At 42.0% G+C, this 14,661-nt stretch carries 20 protein-coding genes; 7 read left to right on the top strand and 13 right to left on the bottom strand.

Annotated elements, in window-relative coordinates:
• Window positions 1-2: 2 nt before the first annotated feature.
• The 8 genes from J0656_RS20055 to J0656_RS00965 all read right to left on the bottom strand — a co-directional run bounded on the left by J0656_RS20055 (window position 3) and on the right by J0656_RS00965 (window position 6,051).
• Window positions 3-872, bottom strand: a complete 870-nt coding sequence (locus tag J0656_RS20055; RefSeq protein WP_237688812.1) for a YciI family protein — start codon at window positions 870-872, stop codon at window positions 3-5.
• A 45-nt stretch (window positions 873-917) separates the two neighbouring features.
• Window positions 918-1,394 (bottom strand): hypothetical protein, encoded by a 477-nt coding sequence (locus J0656_RS00995; protein ID WP_207030844.1) that lies wholly within the window; start codon window positions 1,392-1,394, stop codon window positions 918-920.
• 2 nt (window positions 1,395-1,396) lie between these two features.
• Window positions 1,397-2,212: an META domain-containing protein gene (locus J0656_RS00990; protein ID WP_207030843.1), complete on the bottom strand. Its 816-nt coding sequence runs from the start codon at window positions 2,210-2,212 to the stop codon at window positions 1,397-1,399.
• Window positions 2,209-2,628 (bottom strand): META domain-containing protein, encoded by a 420-nt coding sequence (locus J0656_RS00985; protein WP_207030842.1) that lies wholly within the window; start codon window positions 2,626-2,628, stop codon window positions 2,209-2,211. The genes J0656_RS00990 and J0656_RS00985 overlap by 4 nt, the downstream gene beginning before the upstream one ends.
• 92 nt (window positions 2,629-2,720) lie before the next feature.
• On the bottom strand, window positions 2,721-3,428 hold the full coding sequence (locus tag J0656_RS00980; RefSeq protein WP_207030841.1) for a membrane or secreted protein: 708 nt from the start codon (window positions 3,426-3,428) through the stop codon (window positions 2,721-2,723).
• An 84-nt stretch (window positions 3,429-3,512) separates the two neighbouring features.
• Window positions 3,513-3,992 carry a c-type cytochrome gene (locus tag J0656_RS00975; RefSeq protein ID WP_207030839.1) on the bottom strand — a complete coding sequence of 160 codons (480 nt, stop codon included), beginning with the start codon at window positions 3,990-3,992 and terminating at the stop codon, window positions 3,513-3,515.
• A 117-nt stretch (window positions 3,993-4,109) separates the two neighbouring features.
• Complete coding sequence (locus J0656_RS00970; protein WP_207030837.1) at window positions 4,110-5,069, bottom strand: YheT family hydrolase; 960 nt, start codon at window positions 5,067-5,069, stop codon at window positions 4,110-4,112.
• A 4-nt stretch (window positions 5,070-5,073) separates the two neighbouring features.
• Complete coding sequence (locus J0656_RS00965; RefSeq protein WP_207030835.1) at window positions 5,074-6,051, bottom strand: NAD(P)H-dependent flavin oxidoreductase; 978 nt, start codon at window positions 6,049-6,051, stop codon at window positions 5,074-5,076.
• Window positions 6,052-6,169: 118 nt separating this feature from the next.
• Here J0656_RS00965 and J0656_RS00960 point away from each other — a divergent pair, with 118 nt between their 5' ends.
• Complete coding sequence (locus J0656_RS00960; RefSeq protein ID WP_207030834.1) at window positions 6,170-6,652, top strand: acyl-CoA thioesterase; 483 nt, start codon at window positions 6,170-6,172, stop codon at window positions 6,650-6,652.
• A gap of 301 nt (window positions 6,653-6,953) precedes the next feature.
• On the opposite strand, the gene J0656_RS20390 is transcribed toward J0656_RS00960, so the two are convergent.
• The 4 genes from J0656_RS20390 to J0656_RS00945 all read right to left on the bottom strand — a co-directional run bounded on the left by J0656_RS20390 (window position 6,954) and on the right by J0656_RS00945 (window position 9,090).
• Entirely contained in the window at window positions 6,954-7,199 is a 246-nt protein-coding gene (locus tag J0656_RS20390; protein ID WP_417946225.1) for an SMI1/KNR4 family protein, read from the bottom strand.
• 14 nt (window positions 7,200-7,213) lie between these two features.
• Entirely contained in the window at window positions 7,214-7,339 is a 126-nt protein-coding gene (locus J0656_RS20275; protein WP_262897049.1) for a hypothetical protein, read from the bottom strand.
• Window positions 7,340-7,849: 510 nt separating this feature from the next.
• Entirely contained in the window at window positions 7,850-8,740 is an 891-nt protein-coding gene (locus J0656_RS00950) for a DMT family transporter (RefSeq protein WP_207030832.1), read from the bottom strand.
• Window positions 8,740-9,090 carry an arsenate reductase family protein gene (locus tag J0656_RS00945; protein WP_207030831.1) on the bottom strand — a complete coding sequence of 117 codons (351 nt, stop codon included), beginning with the start codon at window positions 9,088-9,090 and terminating at the stop codon, window positions 8,740-8,742. The genes J0656_RS00950 and J0656_RS00945 overlap by 1 nt, the downstream gene beginning before the upstream one ends.
• Before the next feature lie 179 nt (window positions 9,091-9,269).
• Here J0656_RS00945 and J0656_RS00940 point away from each other — a divergent pair, with 179 nt between their 5' ends.
• The 3 genes from J0656_RS00940 (at window position 9,270) to J0656_RS00930 (ending at window position 10,392) form a co-directional block, all read left to right on the top strand.
• Window positions 9,270-9,734, top strand: coding sequence for a DinB family protein (locus J0656_RS00940; protein ID WP_207030830.1), 465 nt, complete (start codon window positions 9,270-9,272; stop codon window positions 9,732-9,734).
• Between the two features lie 108 nt (window positions 9,735-9,842).
• Window positions 9,843-10,178: a hypothetical protein gene (locus J0656_RS00935; protein ID WP_207030829.1), complete on the top strand. Its 336-nt coding sequence runs from the start codon at window positions 9,843-9,845 to the stop codon at window positions 10,176-10,178.
• Window positions 10,168-10,392: a conjugal transfer protein TraO gene (locus tag J0656_RS00930; protein WP_207030828.1), complete on the top strand. Its 225-nt coding sequence runs from the start codon at window positions 10,168-10,170 to the stop codon at window positions 10,390-10,392. The genes J0656_RS00935 and J0656_RS00930 overlap by 11 nt, the downstream gene beginning before the upstream one ends.
• An 11-nt stretch (window positions 10,393-10,403) precedes the next feature.
• On the opposite strand, the gene J0656_RS00925 is transcribed toward J0656_RS00930, so the two are convergent.
• On the bottom strand, window positions 10,404-11,144 hold the full coding sequence (locus J0656_RS00925) for a DUF3298 and DUF4163 domain-containing protein (RefSeq protein WP_207030826.1): 741 nt from the start codon (window positions 11,142-11,144) through the stop codon (window positions 10,404-10,406).
• Between the two features lie 74 nt (window positions 11,145-11,218).
• Between J0656_RS00925 and J0656_RS00920 the strand changes: the two genes are divergently transcribed.
• The 3 genes from J0656_RS00920 (at window position 11,219) to recO (ending at window position 14,661) form a co-directional block, all read left to right on the top strand.
• On the top strand, window positions 11,219-12,373 hold the full coding sequence (locus J0656_RS00920) for a cystathionine gamma-synthase (protein ID WP_207030825.1): 1,155 nt from the start codon (window positions 11,219-11,221) through the stop codon (window positions 12,371-12,373).
• 129 nt (window positions 12,374-12,502) lie between these two features.
• Complete coding sequence (gene gdhA, locus J0656_RS00915; RefSeq protein WP_237688811.1) at window positions 12,503-13,855, top strand: NADP-specific glutamate dehydrogenase; 1,353 nt, start codon at window positions 12,503-12,505, stop codon at window positions 13,853-13,855.
• A gap of 86 nt (window positions 13,856-13,941) precedes the next feature.
• On the top strand, window positions 13,942-14,661 hold the full coding sequence (recO, locus tag J0656_RS00910) for a DNA repair protein RecO (protein ID WP_207030823.1): 720 nt from the start codon (window positions 13,942-13,944) through the stop codon (window positions 14,659-14,661).

The following is a 14,661-nucleotide window of genomic DNA, read 5'->3' as shown; positions in this document are numbered from 1 at the left end:
CTTTAATCGGTGATTGATTTCTTTTGTAAGGTCATTCCAATTTTTGCCACCTCCATCAGTGCTGCAGACCCGTACCATTCTTTGAGTTCCACCACCAGACTTCCCGCTTTAATGGCTGGGTCGGTTTCGGTAAGGGATTTGGCCTCTTCCAACGTTTCCACATCAAAAATATAGATGCCACGTAGGTCATCGTTCCCGAAAAAGGGACCGGCGAGAATCAATTTTCCTTCTTCTGCCAGCCGCATAATGTTTTGCAAATGGGCATTTTGTAATTGGGCAGCTTCTTCTTTTGGAAGGTCACGATTGGGTCCCCGTTTTAAGAAGGCAAAAATGTATTTCTTCATACCATAATCATCAGCACCATATTTAGATGCTTTCTCGGCATCGTAAACATAGCCTTCTCCACTTTTTGGGAAGGTGTTTACGGAGTTGACGATACGAAATACCTGGCCTCCAGGAGCATGAAAATAGAAGTACTCGGAATGGTCTTGATATTTTTCGACATTGGGCAACAAAGGTGCAGTTCCGTAATCTTTGATGGTGCCTATAATACTCTGGTATTCAGAAGCAGGCACCAAGAGGGCCAATTGCATGGATTTATGGAATTGGGTAGAATCAAGCACTTCTGTTTTGGGGTGGTATGCAAATTTCACAAAACCACCGCCATCAAAATGTACAAGATCCGCATTTTCCTCGGATTCGATTTTTCGCCCAAGGGTGTTTCCGAAAAATGATTTTATAGCGTTTCTATCGCTTTTAAGCGCATTTACCTTGGCCTGTCCTTTAAACACAATGGTTAAATCGGATGCGGTTTGGGCCTTGCTGCCAAGGATGAATAGAAAAACCAGTGCAAATGCTGCCCTTGCTTTCATAGCTTTAAATGTTGGTATACAAAATATGATGTTTTTTCCGAATCTCTACTGACTGCATTCAGTTTTAGTCAAAGGCATGGAAGAACTAAAGCTTATGTTATCCTTGTCTTTGAAGCCTGTGCCCGTTTCATCCAGTTCCCCAAATCCTTCGATAAGTTGATTTTCTTTAACCAAAAAAGCGACTTCACGGGAACTTACCATTCCCTCCGACATAAAGGAGTAGTTTCCGATAAGCACACTGTCTTTTAAGACACCTGAAAAAGTCCCTGTGTTTGCATCCTTTTCTTTGAAAGCATAATTGAGATTGCCCATGATGGAGTCATTGATTTCGGTGATTTCCAAGACAACTTTGCTACCGTTTTCATCATAAGAATAGCAACCGACTTGCAGGCTTGGGGACAAGGCTACTTCAATGACTTCTTCTTTAGTTTCTTCACTGGTCTTATCTTCCTCATTTTTTTCCTTGGGCTTGCAGCTTACAAAAGCTGTGGTCAATAGTAATGCAACTATTATTCTTTTCATGATCAATCTGTTTTTTTAAACACCAATATATTCTCATTGGAACCATTGGACAAGTATAATCTGTTGTTTTCAATTTTGTAGGAAGTAGCCGATTGCAAGGCCATAAGGAATTCGGATTCTTTTTCCATGCTGGGACAAGCCATTCGGGTTGAGGCTACCTGTTTAAATCGGAGCACGTCATTTTCATAAAACAAGCTGCCCGTCATTCGATTGCATCCTGAAAAACCGGAGAACCTATTGTCATTGGTGTTTACCTCCATATTGGGAACGTCACCGCTATTAAAGTCATCTTTTGAGACTGAAGCTCCTTTCATTTTTTCCAACACCCAGATATCATGGAGTCTGTAATCTGTGATATACGAACCACACCCTTCCAAAACCCGGCTATCCCCACCTCCCGTATTTTTATAGGAAACGGTTACGGTATATGGAAATACTTCGCCAGACATGGCATTGGTACATTCCTTATGTGAGATGATCACATCCATATCGGTGGCCTCGGTTTTGATTCGGAACATCTTAATATTGGCATCTTGTGCTTTTATGGCTTCGGAAGGAGGAGTAACAATAGTGTCCTCCATGGTCTGAAGCTCAATCTTGTTGTCATAAATCTTGATTCCCCAGAAAGGTTCGGTCCCAGTGGCCTTGAAATAACTGCCGTCCGGTTGCACGGCCAAGGGTTCCATAGTTCGCTCTTCTTCTACTTTAAGAGTGTCCAAAGTGATTTCTTCGGATGCTTCGGTCGGTTCTTGTTTCTTTTTCTCGGCACAATTTGAAAAGATGAGGAAAATACCAACTAGGAATAGAACTCTTTTCATTCCCCAACTTTTTTAAATCGCATCATCGGAACTTCGCCAACCAGTAGATTAAGTTTGCCGTCCTCAAAGGAATAACCATCTATTTTTTTCATCATTTCCAGAAAATGTCGTTCGCTACCTCCGCAGAACATCATGGTGGTGGGGCCGGGGTCACCAAAAACTATGGTGTTTTCGGCCAGCTCATAATCTGCAGAGTAACCATTACAGCTATCGGTGCCCGATACTTTGCCCGATTCTTTATCAAAAGTGATCTGTGGTTTTTTTTCTGGGAAAAGCCCTTCAAAAGCAATACGTGGCCCAGAAATATATTCAAGTTCCCAGGTAGGACCATAAAGCGCTTCCGCACTAGACTTTGCTTCACCGCAGGATTCTGCCAGCAAAACAGCAGAAAAAAATAAGATAATGGTAGTTTTCATTTTGACAGAAATTAATGGTTAATGTTTCAGAAAAATACTAAAAAATCCCCATTGTTTGACTTTACGATGGTTATGGGCGGATTAAATCTCCCTTATAACTTTCGTTTGCTCCACACTTCATAAATGGGGTCTCCTTTGCTGCTTAAACCAGAATGATGCCAATCTCCCTCTTTTAACTCATAATTGAATTCTAAACTGGCGCCGACCCTGGAATCGTCCCTGGAAAAGAAACCGATGTTTTCAGTGTATTTTCCGTCAATGGTAGTATATGTGCCTCCTCCGGTTCCCAAAAACTCTTTGGTTTCGGTATTGTAGGCTATCCATTGGAACCGGGTCCCGGACAAAATTTTCATGGTCTTTCGAGGTCCCGAGGTGTCGCGTTTCACGATTTCGCCATCGCGCTTTCGGCCCGATATCAACCATGCGCCAAAAAGTTCCCCGGGAGTCCCATCATCAACACGGGTCCAAGTTGTTCCGTTCAATTGCAAACCATCCTCGACCAATTTATAGGGTTTAGGCTCAGTTTTTCCGACGATTCCTGGATCTTGAGTAGAAAATTCGTAACTGAATTCGATGTTTTCATCTGTTACGGCATAGCTGCCGCCTTTTGTTCCCAAGAATTTTCCATCGGTTTTCTCAAAAAAAGCCTCGGAAAAAAAATCACCTGTTAAAATAAGAATGTGTTCAACTTCTTCACCATCATCGGAGGTTTCTGTAAAAGTCCATGCGCCATGTAGATCTTGTGAAAGCAGAATGGGACCGGTTAACAAACCTAATACTAAAAGGAATATCTTTTTCATCACCTAAAGTTTGTATCAAGGTAATAAAAAAAGCTGCTGTTTTTCTAAAAAGCAGCAGCCCTTACATATAAAAGAGTTGGTTTGTTACAGTGTTCTCAAGTACTCGGCAACGTCCCTTGCCTCATCTTCAGTAAGATTTTGATTAAGCATAATGGCGTTGTTGTACTCTTTCAACAAGGCTTTTGCAATAGGGTCCTCCTTCAACATTCCATCAGGGTTTAGAATCATGTTCATTACCCATTCTGGACTTCTTCTGTCATAAACACCTTTTAAAGCTGGGCCGATCATGCGTTGGTCTATCATGTGACATGCCACACAAATGGCGTCAAATTTTGCTTTGCCCCTAGCGGCCATTTCTTCATTTATCTCTTCAGGGAACTCAAGGTCGGTTATAGGGCCTACACCTTTGTTGTCCAAATCAACGGGTACACCTTCTTTAGATTGGGCTTTGGTATCTTCAGTTTTGGTGCGGCTTACTTCAAAACCATCTTTTTTCTCTTCTTTTTTACCTCCGCAGCTCGCTATCATGGCTCCTAATGCCAAGAACATTACAATTTTTTTCATTCTGATTCTATTGAAGTTTGTTTGTGTAATCTATGGCACTAAGATAGGTAATTAGCCATTAATAATCTTGGTGTTTTTGTGTCGATCATCACAACACCGCTTCTGAAAACGTTTGAATTATAAGGAATCGAAAAAATCCAAAGCTCTTTTTTCTGTGTAAGTGATGTTTTTTTTGCCCCAAAAACCTACATGGCCACCAAATGTTGGGGTTTCCAAATAGAGTGAGGGGTTGTTTTCGGTTTCCTTGAAGGGGAAGCACTCCTTGCCCAAAAACGAATCGTTCTTTGCATTGATGATTAGACTTGGAACTTGAATCGCAGGTAAAAATTGGAGTGAACTGGATTTTTGATAATAGTCAATGGCATCTCTAAAACCATGGGCGCGACTGGTGTAGATATCGTCAAAATCTTTTAAGGTCTTAATTTTTTTGATGTCGGAATCGGTAATCTTTTCAGGAAACAACTGTTGTTTTTGACGAAGTTTGGTCAATAGGTTTCCTTTGAACCTGATGGCGTACAATATATTTTTTGGACTTAGCAATTGCTTGCAGGAATCATGAAGATTGCAAGGAACGGAAACAGCCACGGCGCCCTTCAGTTGCTTTGGAACATCGTTGCCCTCGCCTAAATATTTGAGCAATAGATTACCCCCTAAACTGAAGCCTTTCAAATATATTTCCGTGTAGTTTTTAGTGTTCAGGATATGGTCGATTACCTCCCTTAAATCTTCTGTGGCGCCTGAATGGTAGGAACGGTACATTTTGTTGGGTTCTCCGCTACAGCTGCGATAATTCACGGCACAGGTATCATATCCGTTCTGATTCAATATTTTGGCACTTCCTGTAATGTAGGGGCGTTGGGCATCTCCTTCAAGTCCATGGAGCAAAATCACTAATTTTTGGGTGATCGTGGGTGAATCGCTCCAATCCAGATCCAAAAAATCGCCATCAGAGAGAATGATACGCTCCCTTTTCTGAACAACACCGTTCACCGAACGGATAATGCCCGAATAGATGGTGGCAAAATGACCGTTTCTGAAGAGAAATGGAGGCAGGTAATTGGAGGTAAGTTGAGGCATCAAGTCAATCCTTTGGATACGTGTTCAGAAGCAGGGCCTGTGCTTCAATCGCTGTTTTAAACCCGTCTTTCAATTTTTTAACAAGGTCAGATACGGGCAATACGTTGTCTATCGTGGTAACGCCTTGACCAGCGGACCAGATTGTTTTCCATGCTTTGGCCTCGGTATCGAGTTCCTTTCCAAAATCGATTTTTGTGTCTTTTTTTAGGTCATCCTCCGTTACTCCTGCTGCCTTGAGGCTTGCGGCCAGAAAATTGGCATGCACACCAGAAATAGCGGCGGTGTAAACTACATCGCTGGCACCTGCGTCAATGATCATTTTTCGGTATTCTTCCGTGGCCTTGCTTTCTTCGGTATTGATAAAACGGGTGCCCATATAGGCAAGGTCGGCCCCCATTTGCAAGGCAGAGGCAACATCCCTTCCCGTACTGATACATCCCGAAAGGATGATGGTCTTGTCAAAGAATTTCTTGACTTCGGCAATCAAACTCATTGGGTTTATGGTACCCCCGTGTCCGCCCGCACCGGCAGAGACCAAAATGAGACCGTCCACACCGGCTTCGGCCGCTTTTTCCGCATGTCGCTTTTTAATGATATCATGAAAGACCAAACCACCATAACTGTGAATGGCATCTACCACCTGACTTACGGCGCCGAGGGAGGTAATAACCAATGGAACCTGATGTTTGATGCATAATTTCACATCGGCCTCCAGCCTTGGGTTGGTGGGGTGTACCACTAAATTGACACCAAACGGGGCCGCTTTTTTACCGGTTTCCTCTTCAAAGGCCTTCAACTCCGATTTTATTTGGATGAGCCATTCCTCAAAACCATCGCTTGTCCGTTGATTTAGGGCGGGGAAAGTACCCACAATCCCATTTTTGCAACATTCCACCACCAATTTTGGACCGGAAATCAGGAACATTGGGGCAGCAATAACAGGAAGCGATAGATTTTTGATGAATTCAGCTTTTTGGCTCATGGTTCTTGTGTTTTAACTATGATTAAAAATAGGAACAATTCTTCTTTCAATTTGGAATCAGTTTCCAAAACTATGGTATTTTTACAATTATTATGCATGCATAACAAAATAACCCGCTATGTTTTTTAAAGAATTTGAGATCAGATGGAGCGATACGGACGCTAACAGACACTTGGCGAATTCCGCCTATATCAATTTTATGAGCCACACCCGAATGGCCTATTTGGGGTTGCTTGGCTTCAATCAAAAAAGTATGGGCGCCCATAATATTGGTCCGGTGGTCTTTTATGAGCACGTGTACTATTTTAAAGAAGCTTTCCCAGGGATGCCGGTAAAGGTTTCTTTAGAGTTTGTTGGTATGAGCAAGGATGGGATGTTCTTTGAGTTTAGGCACAACTTTTATGATCATAACGGCAAAAACTTTGCCCGTTGTGAGATGATGGGTGCCTGGATCGATTTAAAGAGCAGAAAACTTACAGGTCTGCCCGATGAATTCTTGAATTCTTTTGAATCGATGGAACAAGCAGAGGATTTTAAAATTTTGACCAAAGAAGATACCCGCAAACATGTTCAAGTGCCAAAGGATATCGAAATTTTATAGTCTGGGGCTCAATTTTTGGGATAGCCGAACCAGCTTGGAGTGATTGTGATCAATTTTCCGGAGATGATTTCATCGAGCCAGTCTTCGTACCAATCCAAAAAATTTTAATGTTCAGAAAATAAAGGAGGAATTTGCTCAGCTTTGTCCAAATTTACTACCCTGCCTTTATGTGGGCCGTTTAGAACAAGTGCGTGAATACAGGAGCATCCTTGTGAGCCCAGTGGCAATATGCCACCATAAAGGTTTCCGTTTAAGGTTCCGTAATCCTCAACGGAGATATCGTCTGCATAAAGTGGTTCGATTATTTCATCCCATTGAGTTGTTGAAATTTTTGGGTTGAGCTAGCATGTTTTTTTTTCAAATGAAGGGCAACGTTCTTGTAAATCAAATCGTTTAGATTTTGTCCCAGGGGATAAATGTCAAAATACGGCCCAGCACCCGAATTTGGATAAGACTTCCCGTCATTACCTATATTGAGCACGAATGACCTATAACAATCGGGAAGTTGTATTCCATAGTATTTTTCAAAAGCATCAACTTCAGAAATACTTGCAGGGGCATTTAAGTGATACCTGTGGCTTCCAGCTCCGAATACTTTATATAGGGCATCTCTTTCTTTTGCCTGTTGTAATTTTTTTTGAGACGAGCAATTTGTTCGTGGCACACGGTGTAATCGATTGTTTCCAAGGGGTACAATTTTAGTGGGGAAAGTTGTTTCGCGTTTGATTTGATTCCTCTTGAAGGTTCTTCTTTTTGATGTATTGTTTTATCCGTACGTTATATATAAAGAAGAGGAAAAAAACAAGTAATCAAAACTGTCATGGCGATATCATAAACGGACATTTTGGGCTGGTTCAAACGAAAAATAAATCCGATGGGGCCATCAGGTTGAAAAGGTGTCTCGATTTGTTTGGTTTTATAGCTTTCGGGGATAGCTTTAAGACAAGAACCTCAACCATTATGTAAAAACCACCAAGATGCAATAATGGATTAATTTTATACACCTTATTAAGGACAGCGTAAAGGGCCATGTACAATGAAAAGATGAACAGGCCAATAAGAATACCGATTAAAATCATAACGGACGGACTTTAGAGTAAATAATCGGATAAAGATAATCGGTCATTATCCTACATGAACCCCTGAATTGACGGATGCGCCGGTTGAGTTGACGAATGCCCTATAACAATTGGTCGTCTATTTTCTTTTCGGCTTTTTGCTGGCCAGATATATTCCAACCAAAACGAAGCACATAGCTGTAACCTTGACCAAGGTAAGATGGTCTTTCCCCGAAAAAAGAGCAAAAAGTATCCCCACCAAGGGCTGCATATAAATAAATGCACCTACCGACGAGGGCTTGAGTTGGGTAAGCGCAAAAATATTGAAGAGATAGGTCAAAAACGTAGTGCCGATCACAACAAACGCTATGGAACCATACGCCCAAAGAGGCATAGAGGACCATTGCACCTCTAAAACTTGGGGAAGGGTTATGGGAAGATTGATGACAAAGGCTACTGTAAAGAGCCATTTCATGATGGAGAAGGGATGGTATTTCTCGATCAATTTTTTCACCAATATTAAGTAAGAGCCGTAAGCGGTTGCATTAATAATGAACAAAAAATTGCCCAAAGGTATGTTTGGGGCATCTTGGCGAGCTTCAGCTCCAAAAAGAACCAAGCCAACTGCGCCAACAAAGCCCAAGAAAATACCAAGTCCTTTGTTCAGGGTGATTTTTTCACTTAAAAAAAGCGCCGAAAGAGCCACTACTATAATGGGCGATATGGTAACTAGTACAGCACTGTTTATTGGGGTAGAGAGTTCCAGTCCCTTAAAAAACGACAGCATGTTTATGGACATGCCCAACAATGCACATGCGAGCATACGTCCCCAGTCACGTTTTTCAATTTTTTCTTTGGGACCAAAAATGGATATCAACCAGAAAAGAATGGCCGCTCCACCGACCCTTAAAAAAATGAATCCAAAGGATCTTATATGAGTGGGCATGACCCCTTTGGCCACAGTATGGTTTATACCGTAAATAACGGTTGCCCCAATAGCGGCAAAAATGGCCAGGGTTCTTTTGTTCATCAATGAATGGCTTCCTTAGCGGCTTCGACGGTTTTTTTCGAGTTTCCAACAAAAATTTGGTCCTCCACTATAATTACAGGTCTTTTTAAGAAAGTGTAATGCTCTAAGATCAAATCTTTATAATCTTTTTCCGAAAGCTCCTTTTCATGAAGTCCCTTTTGCCTAAACAGCATGGCCCTTCTACTGAAAAGAGATTCGTAGCTTCCGCTCAATGCTTCCATTTGTTCCAATTGTTCAGGGGTAATGGGCTCAGATTTAATTTCTTGCAGCTCCACTCCATCCAAAGGTTCCAATTCTTTCAAAATACGTTTGCAGGTAGAGCAACTGCCCAAATGGTATATTTTCTTCATTGTTGTGATATTGGAAGAACAAAGGACGTTAAAAATCGATCAAAAGCCATTACGAAGATGTAAATTCAACAGCTTTTGAAGGTGTTGTTTGTTTTTAAGCGTAGGACACCGAAAACCATTTAAGATTTTAGGGTTAATTTTGCAATGCGATAGTATAGCCAATTAAATTGAATAGGATTATGGAAAAGACATTTGATATTATACTGAAGAACAGAAAAATATTGCATGATTTTCTGCAGAATACCCCCAAGGAGGACTTGTTCAGGGTCCCGGAGGGATTCAACAATAATATTTGGTGGAACATTGCCCATGTGGTGGTTACTCCCCAATTGCTGATGTATAAATTGAGCGGTCTGGATTTTACCATTGAGGAAGAATTGGTCAATAAGTACAAAAAGGGCACTTTTCCAGAAGGCGAACCCTCAGATGGTGAGATGGAGAAAATAAGTGCTTACTTGTTTAGCACTATAAAGCACATCCAATTGGATTATGAGCATGGGAAGTTCAAGAATTTTCAGGAATACATGACCACTCCCAAAATCGGTTTGAGTAGTCCTGAAGATGCCCTTTCCTTTAATGTGTTTCACGAAGGGCTTCATCTTGGGGCTATTCTGGCCTTGAAAAAAGCATTGGCCAAAGCCTAGAACAATCCTATCAAAAGTTTTTTTGAAAATCGGACGTTGAGGTCTAACCCAAAGGAAATCAGTCATATTTGTTGGTGAATTATATTAAGAACCCAGATCTTAATCACAATGAAACACTACCATTTATGCTACGGGCTGCTATTGGTTGCCCTAATTCTTTCTGTGCAGGAATGTTTTTCCCAAAGAAGTTATTTATCCATCGGAGCGGTGCCGATCTACAAAACGGATGGGTATGGTATCCAACTCAACGCAAACCATTACCATAGTGCCATAGATTATCTGCAAGTATCCCTAGTGGCTACGTTTTCCAAGGAAAAACCCAATTCTGGTGTAGAATTCCCATATGATGATTACTTGTTAAACCTAGGTTATTTTACCACCATATTGACTTCAAAAAAGCGAGGCATTTTTTTATTTTGGTGGAGGGCCATCGGTGGGCTATAAATACATAAACAAAGGCGAAACCGAGTTTGACTTTGATGCCATAGAGGCAGAGAGCAGTTTTATTTATGGGGCATATGCATCCTTTGAAATGGACTTTTTTGTTTCCGATGCATTTTCCTTGACAATTCCCATTAACGGATACTATCATTTTAATAGCGATCTTAACGATAGTACCCTCTTACCGGGAGCCGGCCCCCGCTATTATTTTAAATGAAGTACACCAAACTATGGTCCTACTTTTCGTTTTAGGAACGGATTCACTTCGTTGTACGGTAAAACCAGAACAATGGGGCCATCGGCATAGGAGGCGACTTCGTATTGATTATAGATGAGTTGCAGTCCTTCTGTGGTATATCCTATATTGTTTGATAGATGGAACGAATCTCCTTCGAACATGAATCCTGTGGCATTGATGTTTTTGTCTTGTGGGATTTCTTCTTGATTTCGGAACTTTTCCTCAGCAAAGTCTTCAAAGCCTTCGTAGTCATTAAAAAGTTCTTCATTTTCTAGTTCCTTACCGGTTTTTTTGTCAAAATTTAAGTAAGATGTAGAAGCATATCCATGGGCACCGCCGGTGAACGAATATGAATTTAGTATCAAGGTGATAATGTTTTCATCTTCGTACACAATCTCGCCGTCAATGGTGGCTTCCCATTGTATCTCATCAGGGAATTTGGTTTTTAACTCTTTATAGCTATCGGTAAAAGATTGGAGTGCCTTATCCATGGTGTCGATGGTTCTGTCTTCGGAAAAGGACATAATGCTTATGATTTCCTCCCTCAAAGAACGGTTAATGGCTTCGGAAACAGGGGAGTTGTCCAGTGCATTGGGAATGTTGATGGCTATTTTTGGACAATCGGCACAAGTTTCGCCCAGCAATTGCGTAGGCTCAAAAGTAAGCTTGCTCTCCGTTTGGCAACTTATTAATAATCCTAGGAAAAGTATGGTGGAGATATATTTTTTCATGATTTGAGGTTTTGTGTCATCAAAAATAATACTTCGGAAAGATAACGATACATTTGTATGTAGATAGTTTAAGCATGGGCAAAAAAGAGTTAAAATTCAATAGTAAAGCCATTCACGGAGGACAGCAACCCGATGCGGCATATGGAGCGGTAATGCCACCCATTTATCAAACCTCTACTTACGCACAGTCCACCCCGGGCGGCCATAAGGGCTACGAATACTCCAGAGGGGCGAACCCCACGAGGACCGCCTTGGAAAATGCCGTGGCCAGTCTGGAAAACGGAAATTTTGGAATGGGCTTTGGCAGTGGTATGGCCGCCATTGATGCGGTAATGAAACTATTGCAGCCAGGGGACCAGGTCATCTGTACTGGGGATCTTTACGGGGGCAGTTACCGACTTTTTAAAAGGGTGTATGAGAAATTTGGGATCAAGTTCCGGTTTTCGGACATGGTGGATATGGAAGAGCTTACCTCGCAAATCACAGGGAACACCAAAATGGTCTGGGTCGAGACTCCTACCAACCCCATGATGAACATTATCGATATTCAAGCGGTATCGAAAATCACCAAACAACACAATATATGGTTGGCGGTCGACAACACTTTTGCCACCCCATACCTGCAAAGACCTCTGGAATTGGGTGCCGATGTAGTAATGCATTCCGCCACCAAATACTTGGCCGGACATAGCGATGTGGTGGTTGGTGCCTTAGTGGTAAACGACCAAGAACTGGCCGATCAATTATATTTTATCCAGAAATCCAGCGGAGGTATTTGCGGTCCCATGGACAGTTTTTTGACCCTACGTGGGATAAAAACGCTCCATGTGCGTATGCAACGACATTGCGAAAATGGGGAATACATCGCCAAATATTTGGGGAATCACCCTAAAATCGATAAAGTGTACTGGCCCGGTTTTGCGGACCACCCGAACCATGAGGTGGCAAAAAAACAGATGAGCGGATTTGGCGGGATGATTTCCTTGGTGCCCAAGGGCGGAAGCTACGAAAGCGTGATAAAAATAGTGGAGAAATTGAAAATATTTACCCTAGCCGAATCGTTAGGAGGTGTCGAAAGTTTGGTAGGGCATCCTGCAAGCATGTCACACGGAAGTATTCCAAAGGAAGAACGCGAAAAAAATGGTGTTGTTGACGCCTTGATCAGGCTAAGTGTGGGCATAGAGGACGTGGAAGATTTGATTGCTGACCTAGAACAGGCCCTTAATTAAAATATTTTGAAAAATTTATAAAAAATAAATATTCAAATTATGGAAATACTATAATTTTGCCCTCAAATTCATAATTCAATAAAATAATACTTTTCGTCAGCGGAAAGACAATTAATTTTTAACCCAGATATGGAAGAAAAAATAGAAGATAAAATTAAAGCGTTCATGGATGAGGTGATCACCAGAAATGGTCATGAGCCCGAATTTATCCAAGCTGTTCAAGAGGTTGCTGAAACAGTGATACCTTATATTGTTCAGCACGACATCTATCACGGTAAAAACATCCTATTAAGAATGGTGGAGCCTGAGCGATTGATTTCGTTCCGTGTGGCCTGGATAGATGATGATGGGGAAATCCATGTGAACCGTGGATACCGTGTACAAATGAACTCTGCCATTGGACCTTACAAAGGAGGGCTTCGTTTTCACCCGACCGTAAACGCAAGTGTTTTGAAGTTCTTGGCATTTGAGCAAGTATTCAAAAATAGTTTGACCACCCTGCCCATGGGCGGAGGTAAAGGAGGTTCTGATTTTGACCCAAAAGGTAAATCCGATGACGAGATCATGCGTTTTTGCCACGCCTTTATGACGGAGCTTTGCAGACACATCGGTCCAAATACCGATATCCCTGCTGGTGACATCGGCGTTGGCGCCCGTGAAATTGGGTTCCTGTTCGGTATGTACAAGAAAATCCGAAACGAGTTCACGGGGGTGTTGACCGGTAAGGGACTTTCTTGGGGAGGTTCCTTGATTCGTCCAGAAGCTACGGGTTATGGTACCGTTTACTTTGCCGATAGCATGCTAAAGACCAAAAATGAAACTTTTGAAGGAAAGAAAGTCGTCATTTCAGGCTCAGGTAATGTTGCCCAATACGCTGCCGAAAAGGTGCTTCACCTTGGAGGTAAGGTTTTGACACTTTCGGACTCCGCAGGATATATTTACGATAAGGACGGAATCGATGAGGGAAAACTAGCGTTTGTAATGGACTTAAAGAACAACAAACGTGGAAGAATTTCGGAGTATGTGGATAAATATCCATCCGCAGAGTTCCACAAAGGGGAAACACCTTGGAAAGTGGCCTGTGATATTGCATTGCCATGTGCCACCCAGAACGAGTTGAACGGTGATGATGCGAAGACGTTGATCAAAAATGGATGTATCGCGGTGGCCGAAGGCGCAAACATGCCATCAACACCAGAAGCGATACATGCGTTCCACGATGCCAAGATCTTGTTCGCACCCGGAAAAGCTTCCAATGCGGGAGGTGTGGCCACTTCAGGTTTGGAGATGAGCCAAAACTCATTGCGTATCAGCTGGACAAGGGAAGAAGTGGACAAGCGATTGAAAGGAATCATGTCCGACATTCACGATGCCTGTATGCAATACGGCGACGAGGACGGATATTGCAACTACGTAAAAGGAGCGAATATCGCCGGTTTCGTAAAAGTTGCGGACGCTATGTTGGCCCAGGGGGTGATATAGTCCCTTCACGAACATAAATTTAGATTGGCAGTTACCGGATGTAGTGGTTACATTTACACTTCTGGTAACTGCTTTTTTATTAGCCCATGCAAATCACCACAAAGGCCATTGTGCTCTCCTCCCTAAAATATGGGGATACTAGCCTTATTGTAAGGGCCTTTACCCAATCGGATGGTATAAAGTCGTATTTGCTCAAAGGGGTGCTCGCCTCCAAAAAAGCAAAGATCAGACCCGCATATTTTTTGCCGTTGATGCAGTTGGAAATTCAGGCAAACCATAAAAACAAAGGAACTTTGGAAAGTATCAGGGATGTTAGGGTGGGCATTCCGTACCAGACCATGCACACCGATATCGTAAAAAATAGTGTGGTTCTTTTTTTGGCCGAAATGTTGGGAAATTCCATTCAGGAACAGGAACAGGACGAAAGCCTGTATAATTATTTGGAGTATTCGCTGCATTGGATGGATATTCATCCGTTGTCGCCCAATTTTCACATCTTATTTTTACTGAATTTGACCAAGTATTTAGGGTTCTATCCGGATACATCATATCAAAACTCGCCGTTTTTTGACCTTTTGGAAGGCAGTTTTAGTAGAACGCCATCCCTCAATCCATTGATTCAGAGCGAAAATCTGGAAAGTTTCAAGAAATTTTTAGGCACGGATTTTGTGGCATTACAAACGATCCAACTAACTAAGTCTAACAGGCGAGAACTCTTAAAAATAATGATCCAGTATTATGGTCTTCATGTGCACGGATTTCGAGAACCAAAGTCACTCGCCGTTCTAAATGCAGTGTTTACATAA

This window comes from Flagellimonas aurea, from assembly GCF_017313785.1.
GTDB classification, from domain to species: domain Bacteria; phylum Bacteroidota; class Bacteroidia; order Flavobacteriales; family Flavobacteriaceae; genus Flagellimonas; species Flagellimonas aurea.
Note: the sequence above shows the minus strand (reverse complement) of the source record. Positions and strands in the feature narration are given on the sequence as shown.

Bases quoted from the DNA above. Each gene is read 5' to 3' on its own strand.
- gdhA (WP_237688811.1), top strand. From the start codon at position 12,503: ATGGAAGAAAAAATAGAAGATAAAATTAAAGCGTTCATGGATGAGGTG.
- J0656_RS00945 (WP_207030831.1), bottom strand. From the start codon at position 9,090: ATGAAGAAAATATACCATTTGGGCAGTTGCTCTACCTGCAAACGTATT.
- J0656_RS00940 (WP_207030830.1), top strand. From the start codon at position 9,270: ATGGAAAAGACATTTGATATTATACTGAAGAACAGAAAAATATTGCAT.
- J0656_RS00980 (WP_207030841.1), bottom strand. From the start codon at position 3,428: ATGAAAAAGATATTCCTTTTAGTATTAGGTTTGTTAACCGGTCCCATT.
- J0656_RS20055 (WP_237688812.1), bottom strand. From the start codon at position 872: ATGAAAGCAAGGGCAGCATTTGCACTGGTTTTTCTATTCATCCTTGGC.
- J0656_RS00925 (WP_207030826.1), bottom strand. From the start codon at position 11,144: ATGAAAAAATATATCTCCACCATACTTTTCCTAGGATTATTAATAAGT.
- J0656_RS00985 (WP_207030842.1), bottom strand. From the start codon at position 2,628: ATGAAAACTACCATTATCTTATTTTTTTCTGCTGTTTTGCTGGCAGAA.
- J0656_RS00995 (WP_207030844.1), bottom strand. From the start codon at position 1,394: ATGAAAAGAATAATAGTTGCATTACTATTGACCACAGCTTTTGTAAGC.
- J0656_RS00935 (WP_207030829.1), top strand. From the start codon at position 9,843: ATGAAACACTACCATTTATGCTACGGGCTGCTATTGGTTGCCCTAATT.
- J0656_RS00990 (WP_207030843.1), bottom strand. From the start codon at position 2,212: ATGAAAAGAGTTCTATTCCTAGTTGGTATTTTCCTCATCTTTTCAAAT.
- J0656_RS00965 (WP_207030835.1), bottom strand. From the start codon at position 6,051: ATGAGCCAAAAAGCTGAATTCATCAAAAATCTATCGCTTCCTGTTATT.
- J0656_RS00970 (WP_207030837.1), bottom strand. From the start codon at position 5,069: ATGCCTCAACTTACCTCCAATTACCTGCCTCCATTTCTCTTCAGAAAC.
- J0656_RS00960 (WP_207030834.1), top strand. From the start codon at position 6,170: ATGTTTTTTAAAGAATTTGAGATCAGATGGAGCGATACGGACGCTAAC.
- J0656_RS00975 (WP_207030839.1), bottom strand. From the start codon at position 3,992: ATGAAAAAAATTGTAATGTTCTTGGCATTAGGAGCCATGATAGCGAGC.
- J0656_RS00920 (WP_207030825.1), top strand. From the start codon at position 11,219: ATGGGCAAAAAAGAGTTAAAATTCAATAGTAAAGCCATTCACGGAGGA.
- recO (WP_207030823.1), top strand. From the start codon at position 13,942: ATGCAAATCACCACAAAGGCCATTGTGCTCTCCTCCCTAAAATATGGG.
- J0656_RS00950 (WP_207030832.1), bottom strand. From the start codon at position 8,740: ATGAACAAAAGAACCCTGGCCATTTTTGCCGCTATTGGGGCAACCGTT.